Here is a 24,076-nt window from a genome sequence, read left to right on the forward strand (position 1 = left end):
GTCCGCGCGCCGTCAGACGGACGGTGCCAGCACCCCGGTCCAGTACACCGTGCCGGCGCAGGCGTTCGTCACCGTTGCGGAGCCGGTGGGGGACCCGGCCTCGGGCGTGTACGAGACCGCGATGCTGCCGTCGGCCGTGCTGTCCTCGGTGAGGAGCTGGGTGGAGGTGCCGTCGGACCCGGCCGTGGTCGTACCGGCGCTGGTGCTCGCCGAGGGGCTCGGGGAGGCCGTGGTGCCGCCGGTGTCGGTGGAGCCGCTGCCGCCGCCGGTGGTCGGGCAGGTCGCCGACGGGACGAAGGCGAACTTCTCCTGGTAGGCCGCGCCGGGTGCCAGGACCAGCCCGGTGAGCTCGGTCGTCGGGTCGGGCAGCCCGGCCGCCGCGTCGCCGGAGGTGTGCCGGGCGGTGCTGATCTTGGTGGTGTCGGCCGCGCCCTGCGCGAGGAAACCGATACTGCCGGGGCCGCCGACGGTACAGCTCGTCTTCGAGACGTTCACGACGTGGAAGGTGCCGTAGACGACGCCCGTCGAGTCGGCGGCGGCGACGGTGGAGGTCGGGGTGGAGAGCTGGGCCGAGGTGCAGACCGGGGCCGCGGTGTCGGCGCTGGCCGTGGGGACGACCTTGGTGCCGGTGGCACCCGAGCTGCTCGCGGTCTTGCCGCCGCTCTTGGGGCCGCCCGGGCTCTGGCCGGTGGCCTGGCCGCTGGAGCCGCCCGCGGTGCTGGCGCCGCCGTCCGGGTTCTTGCCGCCGGTGGAGCCGCCCTGGGCCTGGGAGGACTCGCCGGCGATGGAGGTGTTGGGGTCGATGCCGCCGGACTGGGAGACGTGCACGAGGGCGGGGATCGCGGTGCCGATGAACAGGGCGGCGGCCGCCATGCCGACGGTGGCCTGGCGCTTGCGGGCCCGGCGGGCGGGCACCGCGCGGCGCAGGTGGTCGAGGGAGCCGTCGCGCGGTGTGAGGTCGTCGACCGCGGAGTGCAGCAGCCGGCGCAGCGCCAGCTCGTCCGCCGCGAGCCCGTCGGGGCCGGGGCGGGGCCCGTCAAAGCCCTGCCCGAGCTCCTCGGGGCCCTTGTCGTCGGGGCCGTGGTTCACAGTTCCGTTCCCAGCGTGCGATTGCGTGTGCTCTTGCTCGTGGCCTCGCGCCGGCTCCCCCGAACCGCGCCGCCCGTGATTCCGTGCCGGCTCCCCCGAACCGTCGGACTCGTCCTCCCCCATCGGCTCATGCCAAGCGTAGGGCTCGTGGCGATCATGTGAGTCGCCTCCCTCGGGGCTGTCGGTCATGCCGTCGACTCCATCGCCACCCGCAGGGCCGCGATGCCGCGCGAGCCGTACGCCTTCACCGAGCCCAGCGAGATGCCGAGCGTCTCGGCGACCTGGGCCTCGGTCATGTCGGCGAAGTAGCGCAGCACGAGGACCTCGCGCTGGCGGCGCTGCAGGCCCTTCATCGCCTTGATCAGGTCGCGCCGCTCCAGCTGGTCGTAGGCGCCCTCCTCGGCACTCGCCATGTCGGGCATCGGCTTGGAGAGGAGCTTGAGGCCGAGGATGCGGCGGCGCAGCGCGGAGCGGGAGAGGTTGACGACCGTCTGGCGCAGGTAGGCCAGGGTCTTCTCCGGGTCACGGACGCGTTTGCGGGCGGAGTGGACACGGATGAACGCCTCCTGGACGACGTCCTCGCAGGAGGCCGTGTCGTCGAGGAGGAGGGCGGCGAGGCCGAGGAGCGAGCGGTAGTGCGCCCGGTAGGTCTCCGTGAGGTGGTCGACGGTGGTACCGGCCGCCGCCGTGTCCTCGGCGCCGTCGCGCTGGCTGGGTATGCGGGTGGGCCGCGCTGCGGGCATGGGCGCGATCACCGGCATGCCGCCGGGCGCACCGGGCCCGCGGGGGCGCAGGCCGGCGCGGGGCGGCCGTAGAGCCGTCGCGCCGAGGGGCGCACTGAGTTCGAGTACCTCTGCCACGCCAGTTGGACACGCTGACCCCCGGCGGGGTTGTACGTGCCGGGCATCACTTTTGCCTCGGGCGTGCCGGGCGGGTCCGCTTCAGGTGTTCCGGGCGGGTCCGCTTCAGGTGTACCGGGTATGCCGGGATGGCCGGCCGGCCCGGTCGTCACCGTTCTTCGCGCGTCCGGCAGCACATCAGACGGTGCCTCAAATGCCGTCATGCGTCCCGCTCTTCCCCTATGTTCCATTATGAACGGGCGTCCCCACGCCCCGATCACAGCGTCCCCACGCCAGGATCATGCGTCCCCACGGCCCGGAGACCCGAAGATCCGAGGGCCGGCCGCGTAAGCGCCCCGTAAGAGGGCGACCGCAAAGACGCTCCCCGCCGCCCGCGTGGTTGCGGAGGACGGGGAGGAAAATCTTCGAACGCCGAGGGGTCGGGATTCAAGAGGTCCGGACCATGCTCATGGCCACATTTCTTACGGAGATCCTACTCGTGGGCGCGCTCCCACCCGGAACGTTTCCCGTGGTCACCGACTGTTCACGCAATCTCCGCCGTACCTGAACGGCCGGTCAGTTCCGCGGCCACCAGCTCGGCGATCTGCGCGGTGTTCAGGGCCGCGCCTTTGCGAAGGTTGTCCCCGCACACGAACAGTTCGAGCGCGGTCGGGTCGTCGAGGGACCGCCTTACCCGCCCGACCCAGGTCGGATCGGTGCCGACCACGTCGGCGGGCGTCGGGAACTCCCCGGCGGCCGGATTGTCGAAGAGGACGACACCCGGGGCCGTGTCGAGGATCTCCCGGGCCTTGTCGACGGTGACCTCGCCCTGGAACCGGGCGTGCACGGTCAGGGAGTGCGTGGTGACCACCGGGACCCGGACACACGTCACCGCGACCGGCAGCTTCGGCAGCCCGAGGATCTTGCGGGACTCGTCCCGCACCTTCATCTCCTCCGAGGACCAGCCGTCCTCCCGCAGCGACCCGGCCCACGGTACGACGTTGAGCGCGACCGGCTCCGGGAACGGCCCGGTGAGGTCCCCGACCGCCCGCCGTACGTCACCGGGCTTGGTGCCCAGCTCCGTACCGGCGACCAGGGACAGCTGGGCCCGCAGCGTCTCCACACCGGCCCGCCCGGCCCCGCTCACCGCCTGGTACGACGACACCACCAGCTCGCGCAGCCCGAACTCGGCGTGCAGCGCGCCGAGGGCGACGATCATCGACAGGGTGGTGCAGTTGGGGTTGGCGACGATCCCGCGCGGCCTGATGTGGGAGCAGTGCGGATTGACCTCGGGGACCACGAGGGGCACCTGGGGGTCCATCCGGAAGGCCCCGGAGTTGTCCACCACGACGACACCCTTGGCCGCGGCGATCGGCGCCCAGCGCGCGGACACCTCGTCGGGCACGTCGAACATGGCCACGTCGATCCCGTCGAAGGCCTCCTCCGACAGCGCGACGACCTCGACCTCCTCACCGCGCACGGCCAGCTTGCGGCCGGCCGAGCGCGGTGAGGCGATCAGGCGGATCTCGCCCCAGACGTCCGCCCGCTGGGACAAAATCTGGAGCATGACCGAGCCGACGGCACCGGTCGCACCCACGACCGCGAGCGCCGGCTTGCCGGTCATCGGCCGGTGCCTCCGTAGACGACGGCCTCGTCGGTGTCGGAGTCCAGCCCGAAGGCGGTGTGCACGGCGCGCACGGCCTCCGGCACGTCGTCGGCACGCGTGACGACCGAGATACGGATCTCGGAGGTCGAGATCAGCTCGATGTTCACACCGGCGTCGGACAGCGCCTCGAAGAACGAGGCGGTGACGCCCGGGTTGGTCTTCATACCCGCGCCGACCAGCGAGATCTTCCCGATCTGGTCGTCGTAGCGCAGCGAGTCGAAGCCGATGCCCGGACGGTTCTTCTCCAGCGCGTCGATGGCCTTGCGGCCCTCGGTCTTCGGCAGCGTGAAGGAGATGTCCGTCAGGCCGGTGGCCGCGGCGGACACGTTCTGCACGACCATGTCGATGTTGATCTCGGCATCGGCGATGGTCCGGAAGATGGCGGCGGCCTCACCGGGCTTGTCGGGCACACCGACGACCGTGATCTTGGCCTCGGAGGTGTCGTGCGCGACACCGGAGATGATGGCCTGCTCCACCTTCTTGTCCCCAATCGGCTTGCTGCTGACCCACGTGCCCTGCAGTCCGCTGAAGCTGGACCGGACGTGGATCGGGATGTTGTAGCGGCGCGCGTACTCCACACAGCGGTGGAGCAGCACCTTGGAACCGGAGGCGGCGAGCTCCAGCATGTCCTCGAAGGAGATCCAGTCGATCTTCCGCGCCTTCTTCACCACGCGCGGGTCGGCGGTGAACACACCGTCGACATCGGTGTAGATCTCACAGACCTCGGCGTCGAGGGCGGCGGCGAGCGCCACGGCGGTCGTGTCGGAACCGCCGCGCCCCAGCGTGGTGATGTCCTTCTTGTCCGCGCTGACGCCCTGGAACCCGGCGACGATGGCGATGTTGCCCTCGTCCAGCGCCACCCGGATCCGCCCCGGCGTGACGTCGATGATCCGGGCTTTGTTGTGGACCGAGTCGGTGATGACGCCTGCCTGGCTGCCGGTGAACGACTGGGCCTCGTGGCCCAGGTTTTTGATCGCCATGGCCAGCAGTGCCATGGAGATACGCTCTCCGGCGGTCAGCAGCATGTCGAACTCACGCCCGGCAGGCATCGGGGATACCTGCTCGGCGAGATCGATCAGCTCGTCCGTCGTGTCGCCCATCGCGGAAACGACGACAACCACCTGGTTGCCGTTCTTCTTCGCTTCCACGATCCGCTTGGCGACGCGCTTGATGCCCTCGGCATCGGCAACGGAGGAGCCTCCGTACTTCTGCACGACAAGGCCCACGTGCGCTCCTCGCTCGGTTCGTTTGTGTCGGCTCAGTCTAACGAGCGTCCGAATTCCACCAGCCTGCTCCCGCATGGTGAGACGTCGTGGCGGGGGTGTCCGGCCGCTCGCTTCCGGAACGGAACCTGCCCAGCGCACGGCACACCACGCGGAAAGTGCCCTGGCTCACAGTGGCGGCCGTGAGCCGGGACCACTGTGAATTAACAGCCCGGCCAGCGGACGTGCAGGGCGGATCCAATTCGCGTTCGCTCAGCTCCGCAGCAGACTGACGCCGGCACCGAGCGACACGACCCCCATCCCGACGGCGGTCATCACCCCCTGCGCGCCGTCGACGACGAAGGGGGCGACGGCGGCGACGACGAGGTTGAAGAGAAAGAGGAACCAGAGGACGGGACGGGAGGAGAGCAGGGCCTTCATGGGAGGAGTCCTCGCTGTGTGATGGGCTGGCTGACCTGGCGAGATCAACGATTCCGTCTCCCGGAGCCCGAAACGAGGGAGCGCACTCCCGAACCGATGGTGTAGCCAGTTGCACCATGACGACGACCTTGCTCCCGCTCTCCGGCATAGTGCTGCTGGGCGCGAGCGTGCAGTGGCTGACCGGAATGGGCTTCGCACTGGTCGCCGTACCGGCGCTGATCCTGCTGCTCGGCCCGGCGCAGGGAGTCGCCCTGGCGAACTGCGCGGCGGGTGCGATCAGCGTGGTGGGGCTGGCGGGCGGCTGGCGCCGGGTCCGCCCGGCGGCGATGGTCCCGCTGTGCGCGGCGGCGGCCTGCACGGTCCCGGCGGGCACCTGGCTGACCCGTCAACTCCCGCCGCCGTGGCTGTTGCTGACGATGGGCGCCCTGGTGACGGTGGCGGTCCTGCTGGTGATGCGGGGCGCCCGGCTCCCCGCCCTGCACGGCCGGGCCGGCGCGCTGACGGCGGGCGCGGTGGGCGGCTTCATGAACTCGGCGGCGGGCGTGGGCGGCCCCCCGGTCTCCCTCTACGCGCTCAACGCGGGCTGGACAGTACGGGAGTTCGTCCCCAACGCGCAGTTCTACGGCGTCGTCGTCAACGCGTTCTCGGTGACGGCGAACGGGGTGCCGGGGCTGACCGCGGCGGAGTGGACGGCGGTGGGTGCGGCGATGCTGGCGGGCGGCCTGATCGGAAGGACGGTGGGCGACCGCCTCCCCGAACACCACGCCCGCCGCCTGGTCCTCCTCCTGGCCCTGACGGGCGGGGTCACGGCGGTGGCGAAGGGATGGTGGACGCTGTGACGGGTTGATGGCGCCGGCGTCTGCTGACAGGCTGCCCCCGTGGATCTGGGACTTGCGGGGAAGTCGGCTTTCATCACCGGGGGCAGCAGCGGCATCGGCCTGGCCATCGGCCGGGCGCTGCAGGCGGAGGGGGCGGCGGTCACCGTCTGCGGACGGGATCCGGAGCGGCTGAAGGAGTCGGGACTACCCGGCGTCCAGGCGGACGTCACGGACCCGGACGCGCTCGCCCGGGCCGTCGACGAGGCGGCGCAGCAGATGGGCGGACTCGACCTGCTGGTGGCCAACGCGGGCGGTGTGTACGGGGGCGGGCTGCTGGACTCGACGCCCGAGGACTGGCTGCGGACCTACGAGTTGAACGTGCTGCACGCCGCCCACGCCATCCGCACCGCGGTGCCGCACTTCGAGCGGGCCGGCGGCGGCAGTGCGCTCGTCGTGGCGTCGATCACGGGGTGGAAGCCCGGTCCCAGGTCGTCGTACGCCTCGGCGAAGGCGGCGGAGATCCACCTCGCCGCCACACTGGGCCAGGAACTGGGACCGCGCAACATCCGGGTGAACGCGCTCAGTCCGGGTTCGGTCATGTTCGAGGGCGGGGGCTGGGCCTGGTTCCGGGACAACCGCCCGGAACAGTACGAAGCCTTCGCCCGCGACGACTTCCCCCGCGGCCGGCTGGTCGAACTGCAGGAGGTCGCGGACGTGGCGTGCTTCCTCCTGTCCCCCCGCGCCGCCGGGGTCAACGGCACCAACATCTGCGTGGACGGCGCTCAGGACCACCCGAGCGCGGGCCGGTTCTTTCCCTAGCCCCCTGACCGGGAATCAGCCGGTCGTCCTCACGGGTGCGCTGCTGCGGCCCCGGCCGCCGAGTTCGGCGTCGAAGGTCTCCTGGGCGACGCGCATGGCCTCGGCGTACGCCGGATCCCGCAGCCGTTTCCACATCTCCTCCTCGGAGACGTCCTCGACATGGGCGACCACCCACCAGATGTTGCCGAACGGGTCCTTGATGCGCCCGCCGCGTTGTCCGAAGGCGTCGTCGGCGAGAGAAGTGACGACCTGGCCACCGGCCTCGACGGCACGCGCGAACGTGTCGTCCGCGTCGGCGACGAACACCCGCAGCAGGCTGGGCATGACGGGCCAGTCCGCGCTCCGGTCGAAGGCCAGGACGACGGTGTCGCCGATCCGGATCTCGGCGTGCCCGATCGCACCGGCCTCGGTGGGGACCCGCCCCAGCTCCTCACCCCCGAACGCCTGGGCGACGAAGTCCAGAAACGCCCCGGTGTCATCGGTGACTACCCAGGGCGCGACGGTGGTGTATCCCTCGGGTGTGGTGCCGGGCTGCGCGGGCATGGCGGTCCCCTCAGCGGTGCCGGAATGGTCACCGGCGACCCTAGGGACCGCTTGGGACGGCGGCTGTCCTATTTGGACGAGGTGCGCATCCCCAGCGCGCCGCCGATCTCCTGTTGCATGACCTGGCCCGCCTCGAACTCCAGCGTCTCGTCGCCGACGGTCGCCTGGTCCGTGTCCAGGCCGTCCAGTTCCTCCAGGGGCTGGTTGAGGCGGACGTGGATCAGGATGGACTGGAGGGCGCGGAGTACGGCGGACGCGGTCGAGCCCCAGTTGGAGAAGTAGGAGAACTGCCACCACCACAGGGCCTCCGTGGTGCGGCCCGCGCGGTAGTGGGCCATGCCGTGGCGGAGGTCGGTGACGATGTCGGCCAGGTCGTCCGAGAGGCGGGCCGGGACGGGCGCCTTGCGGGGCTCGTACGGGTCGAAGACCTCGGAGTAGACGTCGATGGGCTCCAGGAGGCGCGCGAAGTTCTCACGGAGCTGGTCGACGTCCGGCTCCGGGCCCAGGTCCGGCTCGTAACGCTCGTCGGGGACGATGTCCTCGTGCGCGCCGAGGCGGCCGCCGGCCAGCAGGAGCTGGGAGACCTCCAGGAGGAGGAAGGGGACCGCCGAGTCCGGCTCGTCGCCCTTCGCGACCTCCGTGACGGCCACCAGGAAGCTCTCCACCTGGTCCGCGATCTGGACCGCGAAGTCGTCCGGGTTCTGCGCAGTCGCGTGCAGCGTGGCGTCAGACATCTAGGAGTCGTCTCCCCTCGAAGGCGCGGCCGAGGGTGACCTCGTCCGCGTATTCCAGGTCGCCGCCCACCGGGAGGCCGCTGGCCAGGCGGGTGACCTTCAGGCCCATGGGTTTGATCATGCGGGCGAGGTACGTGGCCGTCGCCTCGCCTTCGAGATTGGGGTCCGTGGCCAGGATGAGTTCGGTGACCGCACCGTCGGCCAGGCGGGCGAGCAGTTCCCTGATGCGCAGGTCGTCGGGGCCGACGCCCTCGATCGGGCTGATCGCGCCGCCCAGGACGTGGTAGCGGCCCCGGAACTCCCGGGTGCGCTCGATGGCGACGACGTCCTTCGGCTCCTCCACCACGCAGATGACCGTCGGGTCGCGGCGGGCGTCGCGGCAGATGTTGCACAGCTCCTCCTGTGCCACGTTGCCGCAGGTCGCGCAGAAGCGGACCTTCGCCTTCACCTCCAGGAGGGCCTGCGCCAGACGCCGTACGTCCGTGGGCTCCGCCTGGAGGATGTGGAAGGCGATCCGCTGCGCGCTCTTCGGACCGACGCCGGGCAACCGCCCCAGCTCGTCGATGAGGTCCTGGACCACGCCTTCGTACAACGGACTGCCCTTCCTGGAGTCTTTCGGTACGTACCGTAGTTGGCTGCCGCCTGTCCTAGGAAGGCGGTACGGGTGTCGCGTGGGCGACGAACATCAGAACGGCAGACCGGGGATGCCGCTGCCGCCGCCCAGGCCCTGTGCCAGCGGGCCCAGCTTCTGCTGCTGGAGCGTCTGGGCGTTCTCGTTGGCCGCCTGGACGGCCGCGACAATCAGGTCGGCGAGGGTCTCGGTGTCCTCCGGGTCCACCGCCTTCGGGTCGATCTTGAGCGCGCGCAGCTCGCCGGAGCCGGTCACGGTGGCCCGCACCAGGCCGCCACCCGCCTGCCCGTCGACCTCCGTGTTCGCCAGTTCCTCCTGGGCCCGTGCCAGGTCCTGCTGCATCTTCTGGGCCTGCTGGAGCAGCTGCTGCATGTTGGGCTGGCCACCACCGGGGATCACGATCAGCTCCTGGATACGGGTCCGGATTTTCTCTGCTGTGCATGAGCCTACGTGGTCGACGCAGCCATCGCCCCGCCACTCTTTCGAGTGAGAATCCCGGCGGGCCTATACCTGATTAAGCACCACTTCTGGGCGGAAAAGCGGCCAAAGCAAAGCCTTCGCCACCCATTGAGCGGTAGGAAGGGTGCCCGTCGTCAACATCCATTGTCGCGTCCAATGCCATGTCCGAGGTCACGGAACGTGACCGGTTGTGATCAGTAGGGAGTGCCGGGTGGCTCAGCCGGAGATGCAGCCCGAGGGACCGCCTCAGGACGGGCGGGGCGAGGGTGCGGCCGGACTGCGGCCGGGTGATCTGACCGGGCGGGCGTTCCCGCACGGGGACTGGGGCGAGCCGGCCGAGCGGCTCGACGAGCTCTACCGGTGGGTGGAGCGCGGGGCTCTGGAGACGGCCGCGTGGTATCTGACGGACCGGGTGTGGAAACGGCGGGGGGCGCGGGCGCTGCGGTCGGGGGCCGCCGTGGGGGCGACGCTCGGCGCGGCGCTGCCGCTCCTCGACGTCACCGGGGCGATCGGCGGGGTCGCGCCTTGGGGGTATCTCGCGCTGCTGCTGGCGGTGGCGTGCATCGGCATCGACCGGTTCTTCGGCGTGACCTCCGGCTGGATAAGGGACATGGCCACGGCCCAGGCCGTGCAGCGGCGGCTCCAGGTGCTCCAGTTCGAGTGGGCCGCGGAGAGCGTCCGCGAGGTGCTGGGACCGGCGGAGGGGACGGCGAGCGAGGCGGCGGAGCGGTGCCTGGGGGTGCTGCGGCGGTTCTCGGAGGACGTGACCGAGCTGGTCCGCACGGAGACGGCGGACTGGATGGTGGAGTTCCGGACGGGGTCGGCGCCGCTGGGTATCCAGGCGGCGGTGGCGGCGGGGCCGCGGGGGGATGCGGGGCACTGGAACGGACGCTTCCCCTTGCCGCCGGGCCCTAACGGGGCTCGGCCGAACATGCCGAGGCAGCGACCGCCGGAACCGCGGTGAGGTGAGGGGGCGTGCGTCATCGGTCGGCCGCGGGTGACGCGCCCCAAAGGGGCGCGGGGAACTGCGCGACCAGCCACAACGGCGCGACACACGACCCACGACGCTCAGCCGCCCGATGGCGCCTCCCGTCGCGCTCAACCCCCCGACGGTGGTGGCCCCGTCGTCCCCCGCACCTCAAGGAACGGTGTCACCAAGTCCACCGCGGCCGCCCTCCCCGGCTCCGCGATCCTCTCCAGGAGGCGCTGCGCGGCCCTGCGGCCCACCTCCTCGCTCGCGTTGTCCACCGTCGTGAGCCACAGGTGCCGCAGCCGGGAGAGGTACGTGTTGTCGTAGCCGACCAGGGACAGATCCCGGGGGACGGTCAGTCCCGTCTCCTCCGCCGCCGAGAGCGCGCCCACGCAGGTCATGTCGTTGGCGGCGAAGACCGCCGTCGGGCGGTGCACGCGGCTCAGCAGGCGGACCGTGGCCCGGTAGCCGCCCTCCTCCGTCAGGTCGCCCTGTTCCACCACCGCCGAGTCGGCCAGCCCGTGCGCCCGCATCGTCGCCTCGAAGCTGCGCCGGCGCAGCTCGCCGACCGCACCCTGCCCCGCGATGTGCGCGATGTCCCGGTGGCCGAGCCCGATGAGGTGCTCGGTGGCCAGCCGGGCGCCGATCACGTCGTCGTTCGCGACGATGTCCACGGCGGGCAGCACCGGCTCCCGAGCGCTGGCCACGACCGTCGGGACCCGGCCCGCGGCCCTGCGCAGCACCCCCGGGTCCGGCAGCGTGCCGACTGCGATAAGACCGTCCACGTGCAGTTCGGTGAAGGTGTGGGCGAGGTCCTCGCCGAGGTGCCGGTTCAGGTGGCCGTCCGCCAGCAGCATCCGCAGCCCGGCGTCGTACAGCCGCCGGTTCAGGCCGTCGAGGAGCTCCACGAACCAGGGGTTGCGCATGTCGTTCAGAAGGACGCCCACCGTGCGGGTGCGCCGCTCGCTGAGGCTGCGCGCGGCCGCGTTGGGCTGGTAGCCGAGTTCCTCGACCGCAGCGAGGACCGCCCGGCGCTTGTCCTCGCGGACGCCGTCCGCACCGCGCAGCACCAGCGAGACCAGCGACTTCGACACACCGGCGCGCGCGGCGACGTCACGGATGGTCGGGGCGCTCATGCCATGGACCGTTCCACACCCACCCGGTCCTTGTAAAGACGGCCGAATGTCTTGACATCAGTGGAAGCGCCCCCGCATCGTGGGCGGGCAGTCTCTGGAACGGTCCAAAGAAGGGCAGCCCATGGTGAGCACGCTCGGCGTCGCCGTCGTCGGATTCGGCTGGATGGGACGGGTGCACACCCAGGCCTACCAGCGGATCCCCCACCACTTCCCGCAGCTGTCCGTACGGCCCGAGCTGGTGGCCGTCGCCGAGGAGGTGCCGGGCCGGGCCGAGGAGGCGGCCGCGCAGTTCGGGTTCGCCTCGACCACCCGGGACTGGCGTGAGGTCGCCAGGGACCCCCGGGTGCAGGCCGTCAGCATCACCGCGCCGAACTTCCTGCACCGCGAGATCGGCGTCGCGATGGCGGAGGCCGGCAAGCACATCTGGATCGAGAAGCCGGTCGGTCTTACGGCCGAGGACGCCCGCGCCGTCGCGGACGCCGTGGCCGCGGCCGGTGTGCAGAGCACCGTCGGCTTCAACTACCGCAACGCGCCCGCCGTCGCCTACGCCAGCGAACTGATCGCCTCGGGCGAGCTCGGCACGATCACCCATGTCCGCGTCCGGCTCTTCAGCGACTACGCGGCCCACCCGGACGGCGCCCTGACCTGGCGGTACGAGCGGGCCCGCGGCGGCGGAGGCGTCCTCGGCGACCTGGCCTCGCACGGTGTCGACCTGGCCCGCTTCCTGCTCGGTGACATCGCCTCCCTCGCCGCCGACACCGCCGTCTTCATCCCCGAGCGGGCCCGGCCCACCGGCGCCACCGCCGGCCACACCCTGGCCACCGGCGGCGAACTGGGCCCCGTCGAGAACGAGGACTACGTCAGCTGCCTGCTCCGCTTCGCCTCCGGCGCCCGCGGTGTGCTGGAGGCCTCCCGGGTCTCGGTCGGCGAGCAGAACAACTACGGCTTCGAGGTGCACGGCACCAAGGGCGCCGTCTTCTGGGACTACCGGCGGATGGGCGAGCTGGGCGTCAGCCGCGGCACCTCCTACCAGGACCAGCCCGTCAGCACGGTCTACGTCGGCCCCGGCCACGGCGAGTACGGCGCCTTCCAGCCCGGCTCGGCCAACGCCATGGGCTACGACGACCTCAAGGTCATCGAGGCCCGCAACTTCCTGCGCTCCATCGCCGAGGGCACGTCCTACGGCGCCACCCTGGAGGACGCCGTGCACAGCGCCACCGCCCTCGACGCGATGAGCCGCTCCGCCGAGCAGGGGACGTGGGTGAGCCTGGGATGAGCGGCGTGCGGATCGGGGTCGTCGGCGCCGGGAACATGGGCGCGGACCATGTGAACACCCTGCACCGCTGGGTCTCCGGCGCCGAGGTCGTCCTCGTCGCCGACCTCGACAAGGGGCGGGCCACCGAGGTGGCGGCGGCCCTGCCGGGCGCGCGGGCCACCGACGACCCCTACGCGCTGATCGCCGACCCCGAGGTCGACGCGGTCGTCATCGCCTCCCACGACAGCACCCACGCGGACCTCGCGATCGCCGCCGCCCGCGCGGGCAAGCCGGTCATGTGCGAGAAGCCGCTCGCGCCGACCACCGCGGAGTGCGTACGGGTCCTCCGGGAGGAGCGGGCGGACCTCGTCTCCCTCGGTTTCATGCGCCGCTTCGACCCCGGGTACGCCGATCTCAGGGCCGCCCTCGCCGCCGGCACGGCCGGTGTGCCCCTCCTCGTGCACTGCAGGAGCCGTGGGGTGTCCTCCGCACCGGGCGCCACCGACGAGTTCAGCGTCACCGGCTCCGCCATCCACGAGTTCGACACCGTGCCCTGGCTGCTGGACTCCCCTATCATGGAGGTGAGTTGGCATGCGGCCCGCCCCACCTCCACCGTGACCGGGCTGCGCGACCCCCAGCTGATGCTGCTGCGCACGGCCGACGGTGCGCTGACCACCGTGGAGACGTTCCTCAACGCCGGGTACGGCTACGACATCCGCTGCGAGGTCGTCGGCGAGCACGGCACCCTCGCACTGACCGACCCGGCCCGGATGGTGTCCGACACCGCCCGCACCCGGGCCACCGGCTACCCGGCCGACTGGCGGCCGCGGTTCGCCGACGCCTACCGCCTGGAGCTGCAGGCGTGGATCGACGCCGTCGCCGAGGGACGCCCCGCGCCGCTGGCCACCGCGTACGACGGGCTGGTGGCCTCCGCGGTCGCCGAGGCGGTCATCGCGTCCATGCACGCCGACGGCCGCACGGTCGCCGTCCAGGTCCCGGAGGTCTGAGGTGCCCACGCCCCCCGCCTTCCCCGCCGCGCTGCCCGCCCCGCGCACCCCGGACCCGATGACGGCGCCCGTCCTGCGCTGGGGTGTGCTCGGCACGGGGTGGATCGCCGAGCCTTGACCGCAACGGGCTGCAGAAACTGCTGTACGGGGATGTGAAGGCCACGTTCGGGCTGTCGGCTCAGCCCACGGTACGGGTGATCAAGAAGGTCGTGGACGCCTACAGCACGCTGGCCACGCAAGCCAGGGCCGGGCTGCTGGGCAACACCACTTCCCGGCGCTACCGCAAGGCCATGGGCAGTCCGGTCGCCTTCCGGCCAGAGGCGGCGCAGCCGTTCGACGACCGATGCCTGTCCTGGCAGACTGATACTCGCACGGTGTCGATCTGGACGGTGGACGGCCGGATGCGTGGCGTCCGCTATACCGGTGCCGCTGATCAGCTGAAGCTACTGGCCGAATACCGCAAGGGCGAGTCCGATCTCGTACAACGGGGCGGGAAATGGTTTCTGTTCGCCACCTGCGAGGTGCCCGAACCGGAAGCGTCCGAGCCGGTCGACTTCATTGGTGTGGACCGCGGCATCGTCAACCTCGCCCCCACCTCCGACGGCATGAACTATCAGGGCCGGGGCCTGGCCCGCTACCGCAGCTGGTGTGCCCGCAAGCGTGCCGAGCTGCAGAAGAGACAGACCCGCTCAGCCACCCGCCGTCTGTCCCGCCGCGCCAAGAAGGAACACCGCCACGCCACCCACGTGAACCACAAGATCAGCAAGGAGATCGTGTCCAACGCGCAACGCACCGGTCGCGGAATCGCCGTCGAGGAACTCGGCGGCATCGGCGAGCGGGTACGGCTTCGACGCAACCAGCGGGGCACGCTCTCCTCCTGGCCCTTCCACCAGCTCGGGCAGCACCTCGCCTACAAAGCCAGACAGGCTGGGGTGGCTTTCCTGGAGGTGGACGCGGCCTACACCTCGCAGCGTTGTCCAGGCTGCGGGCACACCGCGAAGGCCAACCGGCCGACTCGGGACCGTTTCTGTTGTCGTCGGTGCGGCCTCGCTGGACCCGCCGATGTCGTCGCCGGGGTCAACGTGCGCGACCGCACACGCTCGGCGTGGGTATTCGTCACCATGCCCGTCCCCGCCCCGGCCTGAGCACATCAGACCCGGGCGGGAAGATGCGACCCGTGACCGTCCTGTCGTAGGGGACAGCCGGGAGCGCGACGAGGTGTGAACGATCGAGCGAACAAGCTCGGCCGTTCACGGCCGAGAAGGTGACTGCTTGCTGTAGGTCAGGCTCTCGTTGCCGTCCTTCGTCGCCCGCTTCAGCTTGCCGCCCGACAGCAAGGTCACCTCGGTTGCCTCTCCGGCGGTGCAGGCCGAACGAGGTTTGCCCGTCGTGACCTTGGACGGACCGATCGCCAACGGGCCTGCTGAGCCCGGCTTTCCGGTGAGCTTCGCCGTGAACTCGCAGTGGTAGCCGGGGCCGTCGGCGACGAGGGTGAGCACCGAGTCGCCCACCGCGCCCTGGCGGATGGTCAGTTCGCGCGTGTTGTGACCGGTGGAGTTGTCGATCGCGGTGCTCCAGGTGCCGAGGAAGCCGGCCGGAACGGTACCGGCGGGGGTGGCCGACGAGGAGTCCGACTGGGTGGGCGAGGGCTCCCCGGAGGTGGCGGGGGCGGATGCCGACGGGGAGCGGGACACGTTGCCGTTGGCGTTGTCGTCGCTGCCGCCGCCGTTGTTCATGAGCGCGTACACCGAGCCGCCCGCGGCCAGCAGCACGACCAGGGCGATGGTGACGAGGAGGGCGGTGGAACGGCCGGTACGGCTCGAATCGTCGGCGGGGGTGGGGTCGTAGGGCGGGGGCGGCGGGGCGTGGACCGGGGTCGGGTCCGGGGCGGCGGCGGTGTAGGGGTTGTACGGCTGCGGCTGCGGGTGCTGCTGAGGCTGGTTCGGGTAGCCGTATGCGGGGTGGGCGGGGGCGTGTTCGGGGGACGGGCTGTCGAACGTCGGCTGCGGATGGACCGTGGTCGGCCGCACCCCCGCGGTGGTGGCCGCGGATTCGGCACCGCCCCGTGTCCCGGGGTCGGCACCGCCCCGCGCCCCGGAGCCGGCCGCCCCTGAGCCCTCGGTCAGGACCCCGTACACCGTCGGGTCCTCCACCTCCAGCAACTCCACCGCGTGGCGCCCCAGTTGGGCCAGCAGTTCCCCGGGCAGCCAGGGCTCCCTGGCCCGGCCCTCCCAGACCGTGGTGCCCGCCCCGGTCCGCGCCAGGATCGCGCTCAGTGACGGACGGGCCTCCGGGTCCTTCCGCAGGCAGTCGTGGACCACGTCGGCGATGCCCTCGGGGATCGAGGACAGGTCCGGCTCCTCCTGCGCTATGCGGAAGAGCACGGCGTGTTCGCCGCCCTCGGTGGAACCGAAGGGCAGCCGGCCGGTGGCCGCGTAGGCGAGGACCGAGCCGAGGCAGAAGACGTCGCTGGCCGGGGTGATCCGGTCGCCGCGCACCTGCTCGGGGGCCATGAAGCCGGGCGAGCCGATCAGCGAGCCGGTCTGGGTGATCCCCTCGCCGGGCAGGGTCTCCAGCGCCCGCGCGATGCCGAAGTCGATGACCCGGGGGCCCTCTATCGTGAGCATCACGTTGGACGGCTTGAGGTCGCGGTGGACGATCCCGGCCGCATGGATGTTGGTGAGGGCGTGCGCCAGCCCGGCGGCGAGGATGCGCACCGACCGCTCGGGCAGCGGGCCGTGGTCGTGCTCGACGACCCGCTGGAGGCTCGGCCCGGCGACATAGCCGGTGGCCACCCAGGGCACGGCGGCCTCGGTGTCGGCGTCGAGGACGGGGGCGGTCCAGAACCCGCCGACCCGCTGGGCGTTGCGCACCTCCTGCCGGAAGCGCTCCCGGAACTCCTCGCGCGCGGCCAGCTCCGCCCGCACGAGCTTCACGGCGACGGTGCGGCCGCGCTCCGACCGGGCGAGATAGACGTGCCCCATCCCGCCCGCGCCCAGCCGCGCCAGCAGCCGGTACTTCCCGATGTGCTGCGGATCCCCCGGCCCCAGCTTCTCCATGGCAGATCCGCTCCTCGCTCACACTTGTGATCGAACCGAGAATAATGCGGCCGTTCCGGGAGACGGGTAGCGCCATGTCTACGGTTACGTAACAGGCACACGAGTCCGGAACAATTGACCGGACAATCGGACAGCTGGTTCGACAGACTGTCGCGTCCACCCCCCGACCACGGAACAATTCGCCGATACCGCGCCCGTGCCGGCCGCTCCTACGCTCCCCGCCATGACCCCTCAGCCCAGCCCCGAGGCCGGTGCCGCCGTCAAGGCCGCCGACCGTGCGCATGTGTTCCACTCCTGGTCCGCGCAGGACCTCATCGACCCGCTCGCCGTGGCCGGCGCCGAGGGGTCGTACTTCTGGGACTACGAAGGCCGGCGGTACCTGGACTTCACCAGCGGGCTCGTCTTCACCAACATCGGGTACCAGCACCCGAAGGTCGTCGCCGCCATCCAGGAGCAGGCCGCGAGGATGACGACCTTCGCGCCCGCCTTCGCCGTCGAGGCCCGTTCGGAGGCGGCGCGGCTGATCGCCGAACGGACGCCCGGCGACCTGGACAAGATCTTCTTCACCAACGGCGGCGCGGACGCGATCGAGCACGCCGTGCGCATGGCCCGGCTGCACACGGGCCGCCCGAAGGTGCTGTCCGCCTACCGCTCGTACCACGGCGGCACCCAGCAGGCCGTCAACATCACCGGCGACCCGCGCCGCTGGCCCTCCGACAGCGGCGCCGCCGGGGTCGTGCACTTCTGGGCGCCCTTCCTCTACCGCTCCCGCTTCTACGCGGAGACGGAGGAGCAGGAGACCGCGCGGGCGCTGGAGCACCTGGAGACCACGATCGCGTTCGAGGGGCCGGGGACGATCGCCGCGATCATCCTGGAGACCGTTCCCGGCACCGCCGGGATCATGGTGCCGCCGGCCGGGTATCTGGCCGGTGTCCGTGAGATCTGCGACAGGTACGGGATCGTGTTCGTCCTCGACGAGGTCATGGCCGGGTTCGGGCGGACCGGTGAGTGGTTCGCCGCCGACCTGTTCGGGGTCGTACCGGACCTGATGACCTTCGCCAAGGGCGTGAACAGCGGTTATGTGCCGCTCGGCGGTGTCGCGATCAGCTCGGAGATCGCCGAGACCTTCGCGAAGCGGGCCTACCCGGGCGGGCTGACGTACTCCGGGCATCCGCTGGCCTGTGCCGCCGCCGTCGCCACCATCGGCGTGATGGCGGAGGAGGGGGTCGTCGAGAACGCGAAGCGGCTCGGCGCCGACGTGGTCGGGCCCGCCCTCGCGGCGCTCGCCGAGCGGCACCCGAGCGTCGGCGAGGTCCGCGGTGTCGGCATGTTCTGGGCGCTCGAACTGGTGAAGGACCGGGAGACGCGGGAACCGCTCGTGCCGTACAACGCCGCCGGTGAGGCGAACGCGCCGATGGCCGCCTTCGCCGCCGCCGCCAAGAAGAACGGCCTGTGGCCCTTCGTGAACATGAACCGGACCCACGTGGTGCCGCCGTGCAACGTCTCCGAGGCCGAACTGAAGGAGGGCCTCGCCGCGCTGGACGCCGCGCTGAGCGTGGCCGACGAACACACGGTCTGAGACGGGCCAGAGCCGGCCGGACACGGTCCGTAATCCGCCATACGGTACGACGTAATCGGCCGCGCGGGTACGGGAAAGGCAACTGAAGGATTACGGGAGCAACCCGAACGCGTAAGGTGGCGTGCTCGTAGATGTACATGTAAGCGAGCACGTCACCCGTATGCGTGAGGAGATGCACCCGACGATGCCCGGCAACGGCGCTGTGACCCGCAGTACCCTGCGCCAGCAGATCGCGGACGCGCTCCGTGACGAGGTGCTCGCCGGGCGGCTCCAGCCGGGCCGGGAGTTCACGGTCAAGGAGATCGCCGAGCAGTACGGGGTCTCCGCCACGCCGGTCCGCGAGGCCCTGGTCGACCTGTCCGCGCAGGGCATCCTCGACGCCGACCAGCATCGCGGCTTCCGGGTCCCGGAGTACTCCTTCGCCGACTACCGGGGCATGATCGAGGCCCGCAGCCTGGTCACGGACGGCATGTTCCAGGCCCTCGTCGACGGCCACCACCCCGCCTTCAAGGACCCCCAGGAGCCGCGCGTCGCCGCCGCCCTGGCGACGGTCCGCCGGCGCGGCGAGGAGGCGCAGCGCGCCGCGACCGCCGGTGTCCTGACGATCCTCATCGGCTACGACCTCCGCTTCTGGCGTGAGCTGTCCGCCCTGTTCGGCAACCCCTACCTCAGCGACTTCCTGCACCGGCTGCGCGTGCAGTCCTGGGTGTGCGCGGTGCAGCACCTACGGCGGCTGCCCGATCTACGCGGGTATCTGTGGTCCCGGCACACGGAGTTGGTCGACGCGCTGTCCCACCGGGACGCGGAGGCCGCCCGTGGGATCGTCGCCGCGTACAACACACACTCCCTCGCCCTGATCGAGCGACTGGCGGAGAACGGATGACCGCGCCCACGGAACGGGCCGACACGGAGCGGGCCGACACGGAGCGGGTCGACCTCTCCGTCGTCATACCCGCGTACAACGAGGAGGAACGGCTCGGTCCGACGCTCGACGCCGTCACCCGCTACCTCGCCGACAACGAGAGCCGCTTCGGCTCGTGGGAAGTGATCGTCTCCGACGACGGTTCGACGGACGGGACGCGCGAGGTCGCCGCCTTACAGCACCCGCGTGTCCGCCTGGTCGCCGCCGACCGCAACCGGGGCAAGGGCAACGCCCTGCGCCTCGGTGTCGCCGCGAGCAGCGGCGGCCGGGTGCTGGTCACCGACGCCGACCTCGCCGCCCCGATCGAGGAGCTGGAGCGCCTCGACAAGGCGCTCAGCGAGGGCAGCGCGGCGGCGATCGGCTCGCGCGCGGTGCCGGGCGCGGAGATAGCCGACCACCAGAGCCTGCTGCGCGAGCTGCTCGGCCGGGCCGGGAACCTCCTCATACGCGCGACCGCCGTGCCCGGCATCCGGGACACCCAGTGCGGCTTCAAGCTGTTCGACGGCGACCAGGCCCGCGCGGCCTTCGCCGACTCCCGTCTGGACGGCTGGGGCATCGACGTCGAGGTCCTCCAGCACCTGCACCGGAACGGCCTCCCGATCGCCGAGGTCCCGGTCCGCTGGAGCCACCGGCCCGGCTCCAAGGTCGGCCCGCTGGCGTACCCGAAGGTCCTCGCCGACCTCGCCCGCCTCCGGCTGCGCCGCCTGCGCCCGGCCGACGTCCTGGTCGCCGTCCTCTTCCTCGCCCTCTCCATAACCCTCTACTCGGGCCGCTTCTTCGACCCGGACCACCGCTATCTCACCGACTCCCTCCAGGACCAGAACCAGTGGGAGTGGTTCTTCGCGGTGACCGCGGACAGCGTCGCGCACCTGCGCAACCCGCTCTTCTCCGACCTCCAGGGCTTCCCCGACGGCGTCAACCTGATGGCCAACACGGCCATGCTGGGCGTCTCCGTCCCCTTCGCCCCGCTGACCCTGCTGGCCGGCCCCGCCGTCTCGCTCAGCGTCTGCATGGCGCTCGGCCTCGCCGCGACCGCCGTCGCCTGGTACTGGCTGATCGTGAAGCGGGTGGTACGGCACCTGGGTGCCGCCTTCGTCGGCGCGGCCCTCGCGGCCTTCGCGCCGCCGATGGTCAGCCACGCCAACGCGCATCCCAACTTCGTGATCCTGTTCATGATCCCGCTGATCATCGACCGCGCCCTGCGGCTCGCCACCGGCACCAGGGTGCGTCGGGACGGGATCGTGCTCGGGCTGATGGCGGCGTACCAGGTGTTCCTGGGCGAGGAGCCGTTCCTGCTGGCGGCGCTGGGGATGACGCTGTTCGCCCTGGCGTACGCGGCCGTACGACCGGAGGAGGCGAAGGAGGCCTGGCGCCCCCTCGGCAAGGGCCTGCTGATCGCCGGGGCGGTCTGCCTCCCGCTGGTCGCCGTCCCCCTCTACTGGCAGTTCAAGGGCCCGCAGAGCTACCACAGCGTCCTGCACGGCGACAACGCCGGAAACAGCCCCCTGTCCCTGCTCGCCTTCGCCGAGCGCTCGCTGCTCTTCGGGAACGCGGGCCGCGCCAACGAGCTCGCCCTCAACCCCACCGAACAGAACGCGTTCTACGGCTGGCCGCTGATCCTCGTGGCCTTCGGGATCGTCGTACGACTGTGGGAACGGCCGCTGGTCAAGGCGCTGGCGTTCACCTCGGTGACGGCGGCGGTGCTGTCGATGGGCCCGAAGATCCGGATCCCGCTGACGGAGGCGGTGTATCCGGGCCCCTGGGCGCTGGTGCGGAAGCTGCCCCTCTTCGAGTCGGTGATCGAGGGCCGGGTGGCGATGGTCTGCGCACCGGTGCTGGGGATCCTGCTGGCCGTCTTCCTGGAGAAGGTGCTGGCCACACAGCGGATCGGCACCGTGTACTTCGGCCTGCTCGCGGTCGCGCTCGCCCTGCTCCCGATCCTCCCGGCGCCGCTGAAGGCACAGCAGCGGGAGGCGGTCCCGGACTTCATCACGAGCGGGATGTGGAAGTCGTACGTCGGCAAGGGCGAGTCCCTGGTCCCCGTCCCGCTCCCCGATCCCGGCTACGCCGAGGCGCTGCACTGGCAGACCACCGCGGATCTCGGCTTCAGGCTCCCCGGCGGATACTTCAACGGCCCCTACGGCGACAACCGCATAGGCATCTACGGTGCCGCCCCCCGCTACACCTCCGACATGCTGCGGGACGTCCGCTACACCGGGAAGGTGCCGGTGATCGGCAAGAACTGGCGGGCGCAGGCCAAGCAGGACTTCGCGTACTGGAAGGCGGGCGTCCTGGTGGTCGCCCCGCAGCCCAACGATGACAAACTGCGAGAGGCGGTCGACGCCCTGACCGGAAAATCCGGTAAGTGGACGGGCGGGGTCTGGGTATGGGACCTGCACGGGGGGAGCTGACCGGCGCCGCACCGATTACTCTTCCCTGACCACCTAGCTGAGCACTTACTGTGAACTCGCTGATACGAGGAGCCTTCTTTGGCCTGTGACCTCTGGCTGGTACCGCTCGTCGACGTGTTGTGCCACACCCCCGACAACCCTTTCGCCGAGGAACTCGCGCAATACAACAAGGTGCTGGCCGAGGCAGGGCTGCCGCCGGTGCCTGTGTACCAGTACATGCCGGGCCTGTCCGGCGAGGTCGCACCCGTGGCCGGCTTCGACTACGACGCGCTGCACTTCCTGCGCCGCGCGTATCTCCTCCAGGTCTGCGGCCTCCCGGTGTCCCCCGTGGACGCCCTCGGCGGCGACTACGAGCAGCTCCTGGAGATGTTCGAGTCCACGGCCCAGCAGTCGCACCTCGTCTGGCACTACGACCACGCGGGCGCATACGTCCCGGTCGACTTCCCGAACCCGCTCTCCAGCGACGAACTCCTCGCGAGCGGCGGCCCGCTGGGCTCCTCGCAGAGCCTGCTGCGCGAGCTGGAGTACGTCGCCCCGTCGATCGGCATCGACCCGGCGAACCCCCCGGCCGCGCCGCAACCGCCTTCGGCCCCCACCGACTTGGAGGAGCCGGCCGTTCCGGCCCCGTACGACCCGAGCCCCTTCGCGCGCGAACGGCACGTGTGGCTGGGCCTGCACGCGGCGGCGACGCGGAGCCTGGCGCAGGGGTCGATGATCGTGTTCAGCTGAGCCGTCAGTTCTGCTCGACGATACGGATCGTCCGGATGCCCGTGCCCCGGTACCGCATCGGGGTCCTGGTCAGCACCGGACGGCCGCGCGGCCACTCGACGGTCGGCAGGGCGAGGCGCAGCACATGCGCGCCGCTCCAGTCGGCCTCGTCCTTGTCACGATCCGATGCGCCCTGCGCGGCCCGCAGCCGCTTGCCCACGGCGGTGGCCGCCGCGAAGTCGAGCCCTTCGATGTTGACGGACGGCAGCGCACCGACATGCTCGGCGACACCGGCCCGCTCCCGCTCGGCGGCGGCGAGGCTCACCGCCGGGATGTAGACGCGCAGCGAGGGGTCCTTCTCGGCCTCGACGACCAGCCGCGAGGCCATGCTGTCACCGGCGCCGAGCGCCAGTGCCGCCGTGTCGTCGAAGATCACGGCCCGCGGCAGCGGGTAACGCTCGTCCTCGGTCACTGGACCTCCCCGATCCGACCCGACTCGATGTCGGCCCACAGCTGCTCGCCGGCCTTCTCGTCCTCTTCGGTGTAAGGCCGGCCCAGGAAGTGCTCCTCGACGTACGCCCTGGTCTCCTCGTACCGCTTGCGCAGCTCCTCCTTGGTGGGCGTGGCCCCGGCCAGCTCCGCCACGAAGTCCCGCATGCTCATACCGCGTTCCCGGGCGAGCTCCTGGAGGCGGTCGCGGACGGCGGGGTCGACCTTGATCGTGGTGTCAGCCATGAGAACAGTATACTGGTGGTATACTACCTCGGGGCGCACAAGTGTGACAGTCAACGACGTTCCTTTCTCTGCTTTCTAAGCCGCCGCGAGGCGAACTTTTTGCATTTCACCCATCGGTGACCGGGATTCGCACGGCCTCTCGAATACCTCGCAGACCGTCGAGTACTGCCGGGTCACCGGGTCCCGGCTCACCACCCGCCGCAGATACCGCCGTTCCTCCAGCTCACACAGGGAGGCGACGACCGACATGCACCCTTCCCGGCGCCGCTCGGCAATGATGCGCTCCGTGATCCAGGAGCCGTTGGGAAGGCACAAGAGGTACGCCAGTACGCCTACCGCGCCCCAGGACAGACGTCGGTCCCGGGAAAGGGATTTGGCGAGGGCTGCGAAGGCGCGCAGGGGCGCCGTACGATGAACGCGCATCGGAGTGGTAGCTCCCGGTGTCGAGCCCCCGGGTGTTGGCCCACCGCGGGGGCAATCTGTTGATCGTGACTTTAGGGCCACGCAAAGCGCCGCACGCAAGCCGGAATCCCTTTTTCCTGGCTGCTTGTTGACACATTTCACTCCGCCGAGTGAAGCGCGGTCCGCAGCAGTCGCGTGTGCACGAAACGGCCGGGAGCGGTCGGCCGGTACCGCCACGACAGCGGCCACGTCATGTCGTCCAGCGCGGGGATCGGGATGTACGACACGCACGCCGGGACGGCGGTCAGTCTGGTCACCTCCGCAGGCCAGGGCAGGTGATCCGTACTCCCGGCCGCGACGAGGAAATACACACACCGACGCCCGCTGGCGACCTCGACGACCGGCCCCGGGTCACCCCCGGTCATCTCCGCGAGCCGATCGGCGAGCCGCCGCCCCCAGTCGCCGTCGTCCACCCGCACGGCGTCGAACTGGACGCCGGCCTTGCGGAGTTGGACGCCGGAGGGTGGTAGCCAGCCGAGGTTTAACTGGTCACTTTGCGTGTTCATGGGACCAGTGTCGGCAGGCGGGGCTACCTTCGCCATAACTCAGAGTCAAGAGCAACAGACTCTGGGAATTCAAGGTCCGGTGGTT

24 protein-coding genes are annotated in these 24,076 nt (G+C 71.0%); 10 read left to right on the forward strand and 14 right to left on the reverse strand.

All coding sequences use genetic code 11. From position 1 onward, the window contains the following. Positions 1-12: 12 nt before the first annotated feature. From EDD90_RS25480 to EDD90_RS55610, 5 genes are all read right to left on the reverse strand, one after another. Positions 13-1,089 (reverse strand): hypothetical protein, encoded by a 1,077-nt coding sequence (locus tag EDD90_RS25480; protein WP_123975366.1) that lies wholly within the window; start codon positions 1,087-1,089, stop codon positions 13-15. Between the two features lie 185 nt (positions 1,090-1,274). Next, positions 1,275-1,949: a SigE family RNA polymerase sigma factor gene (locus tag EDD90_RS25485; protein ID WP_123975367.1), complete on the reverse strand. Its 675-nt coding sequence runs from the start codon at positions 1,947-1,949 to the stop codon at positions 1,275-1,277. 523 nt (positions 1,950-2,472) lie between these two features. After that, positions 2,473-3,552: an aspartate-semialdehyde dehydrogenase gene (locus EDD90_RS25490; protein ID WP_123975368.1), complete on the reverse strand. Its 1,080-nt coding sequence runs from the start codon at positions 3,550-3,552 to the stop codon at positions 2,473-2,475. Further along, positions 3,549-4,820: an aspartate kinase gene (locus EDD90_RS25495; protein ID WP_123975369.1), complete on the reverse strand. Its 1,272-nt coding sequence runs from the start codon at positions 4,818-4,820 to the stop codon at positions 3,549-3,551. The genes EDD90_RS25490 and EDD90_RS25495 overlap by 4 nt, the downstream gene beginning before the upstream one ends. 249 nt (positions 4,821-5,069) lie before the next feature. After that, entirely contained in the window at positions 5,070-5,237 is a 168-nt protein-coding gene (locus EDD90_RS55610; RefSeq protein WP_185149216.1) for a hypothetical protein, read from the reverse strand. Positions 5,238-5,353: 116 nt separating this feature from the next. Here EDD90_RS55610 and EDD90_RS25500 point away from each other — a divergent pair, with 116 nt between their 5' ends. Together EDD90_RS25500 and EDD90_RS25505 are read left to right on the forward strand one after the other, a co-directional pair. Next, positions 5,354-6,076, forward strand: a complete 723-nt coding sequence (locus EDD90_RS25500; RefSeq protein WP_123975370.1) for a sulfite exporter TauE/SafE family protein — start codon at positions 5,354-5,356, stop codon at positions 6,074-6,076. Positions 6,077-6,115: 39 nt separating this feature from the next. Beyond that, complete coding sequence (locus EDD90_RS25505) at positions 6,116-6,874, forward strand: SDR family NAD(P)-dependent oxidoreductase (RefSeq protein WP_123975371.1); 759 nt, start codon at positions 6,116-6,118, stop codon at positions 6,872-6,874. A 15-nt stretch (positions 6,875-6,889) separates the two neighbouring features. Here the strand turns inward: EDD90_RS25505 and EDD90_RS25510 are convergent, their stop codons facing one another. The 4 genes from EDD90_RS25510 to EDD90_RS25525 form a co-directional block, all read right to left on the reverse strand. Next, positions 6,890-7,417 carry a VOC family protein gene (locus tag EDD90_RS25510; RefSeq protein ID WP_123975372.1) on the reverse strand — a complete coding sequence of 176 codons (528 nt, stop codon included), beginning with the start codon at positions 7,415-7,417 and terminating at the stop codon, positions 6,890-6,892. 68 nt (positions 7,418-7,485) lie between these two features. Then, a complete protein-coding gene (locus tag EDD90_RS25515) occupies positions 7,486-8,151 on the reverse strand; it encodes a DUF5063 domain-containing protein (protein ID WP_123975373.1) in 666 nt (221 codons plus the stop codon). Next, entirely contained in the window at positions 8,144-8,743 is a 600-nt protein-coding gene (gene recR, locus EDD90_RS25520) for a recombination mediator RecR (protein WP_123975374.1), read from the reverse strand. Before recR ends, EDD90_RS25515 begins: the two co-directional genes overlap by 8 nt. 93 nt (positions 8,744-8,836) lie before the next feature. Beyond that, positions 8,837-9,181 (reverse strand): YbaB/EbfC family nucleoid-associated protein, encoded by a 345-nt coding sequence (locus tag EDD90_RS25525; RefSeq protein WP_063777090.1) that lies wholly within the window; start codon positions 9,179-9,181, stop codon positions 8,837-8,839. Positions 9,182-9,452: 271 nt separating this feature from the next. Between EDD90_RS25525 and EDD90_RS25530 the strand changes: the two genes are divergently transcribed. Then, positions 9,453-10,205 (forward strand): SLATT domain-containing protein, encoded by a 753-nt coding sequence (locus EDD90_RS25530; RefSeq protein ID WP_123975375.1) that lies wholly within the window; start codon positions 9,453-9,455, stop codon positions 10,203-10,205. Between the two features lie 134 nt (positions 10,206-10,339). Here the strand turns inward: EDD90_RS25530 and EDD90_RS25535 are convergent, their stop codons facing one another. After that, positions 10,340-11,347: a LacI family DNA-binding transcriptional regulator gene (locus EDD90_RS25535; protein ID WP_123975376.1), complete on the reverse strand. Its 1,008-nt coding sequence runs from the start codon at positions 11,345-11,347 to the stop codon at positions 10,340-10,342. Positions 11,348-11,468: 121 nt separating this feature from the next. Here EDD90_RS25535 and EDD90_RS25540 point away from each other — a divergent pair, with 121 nt between their 5' ends. From EDD90_RS25540 to EDD90_RS25555, 3 genes are all read left to right on the forward strand, one after another. Beyond that, positions 11,469-12,623: a Gfo/Idh/MocA family protein gene (locus EDD90_RS25540; protein WP_123975377.1), complete on the forward strand. Its 1,155-nt coding sequence runs from the start codon at positions 11,469-11,471 to the stop codon at positions 12,621-12,623. Then, complete coding sequence (locus EDD90_RS25545; protein WP_123975378.1) at positions 12,620-13,609, forward strand: Gfo/Idh/MocA family oxidoreductase; 990 nt, start codon at positions 12,620-12,622, stop codon at positions 13,607-13,609. The genes EDD90_RS25540 and EDD90_RS25545 overlap by 4 nt, the downstream gene beginning before the upstream one ends. A 152-nt stretch (positions 13,610-13,761) precedes the next feature. Beyond that, positions 13,762-14,754, forward strand: coding sequence for a transposase (locus EDD90_RS25555; RefSeq protein ID WP_260328046.1), 993 nt, complete (start codon positions 13,762-13,764; stop codon positions 14,752-14,754). Positions 14,755-14,859: 105 nt separating this feature from the next. Here the strand turns inward: EDD90_RS25555 and EDD90_RS25560 are convergent, their stop codons facing one another. After that, on the reverse strand, positions 14,860-16,668 hold the full coding sequence (locus EDD90_RS25560) for a serine/threonine-protein kinase (RefSeq protein ID WP_123975379.1): 1,809 nt from the start codon (positions 16,666-16,668) through the stop codon (positions 14,860-14,862). Positions 16,669-16,891: 223 nt separating this feature from the next. Here EDD90_RS25560 and EDD90_RS25565 point away from each other — a divergent pair, with 223 nt between their 5' ends. From EDD90_RS25565 to EDD90_RS25580, 4 genes are all read left to right on the forward strand, one after another. Continuing rightward, complete coding sequence (locus tag EDD90_RS25565; protein WP_123975380.1) at positions 16,892-18,247, forward strand: aspartate aminotransferase family protein; 1,356 nt, start codon at positions 16,892-16,894, stop codon at positions 18,245-18,247. A 184-nt stretch (positions 18,248-18,431) separates the two neighbouring features. Then, on the forward strand, positions 18,432-19,130 hold the full coding sequence (locus EDD90_RS25570) for a GntR family transcriptional regulator (RefSeq protein WP_123981619.1): 699 nt from the start codon (positions 18,432-18,434) through the stop codon (positions 19,128-19,130). Beyond that, on the forward strand, positions 19,127-21,580 hold the full coding sequence (locus EDD90_RS25575) for a dolichyl-phosphate beta-glucosyltransferase (RefSeq protein WP_123975381.1): 2,454 nt from the start codon (positions 19,127-19,129) through the stop codon (positions 21,578-21,580). Before EDD90_RS25570 ends, EDD90_RS25575 begins: the two co-directional genes overlap by 4 nt. 78 nt (positions 21,581-21,658) lie before the next feature. After that, positions 21,659-22,309 (forward strand): hypothetical protein, encoded by a 651-nt coding sequence (locus EDD90_RS25580; protein ID WP_123975382.1) that lies wholly within the window; start codon positions 21,659-21,661, stop codon positions 22,307-22,309. Positions 22,310-22,313: 4 nt separating this feature from the next. On the opposite strand, the gene EDD90_RS25585 is transcribed toward EDD90_RS25580, so the two are convergent. The 3 genes from EDD90_RS25585 to EDD90_RS25595 form a co-directional block, all read right to left on the reverse strand. After that, complete coding sequence (locus EDD90_RS25585; protein WP_123975383.1) at positions 22,314-22,760, reverse strand: hypothetical protein; 447 nt, start codon at positions 22,758-22,760, stop codon at positions 22,314-22,316. Continuing rightward, positions 22,757-23,023: a ribbon-helix-helix protein, CopG family gene (locus tag EDD90_RS25590; RefSeq protein WP_150133819.1), complete on the reverse strand. Its 267-nt coding sequence runs from the start codon at positions 23,021-23,023 to the stop codon at positions 22,757-22,759. The genes EDD90_RS25585 and EDD90_RS25590 overlap by 4 nt, the downstream gene beginning before the upstream one ends. A gap of 560 nt (positions 23,024-23,583) precedes the next feature. Continuing rightward, entirely contained in the window at positions 23,584-23,991 is a 408-nt protein-coding gene (locus tag EDD90_RS25595) for a hypothetical protein (RefSeq protein ID WP_123975385.1), read from the reverse strand. Between the last annotated feature and the right edge of the window lie 85 nt (positions 23,992-24,076).

The organism is Streptomyces sp. Ag109_O5-1 (assembly GCF_003814875.1).
Lineage (GTDB): Bacteria > Actinomycetota > Actinomycetes > Streptomycetales > Streptomycetaceae > Streptomyces > Streptomyces sasae.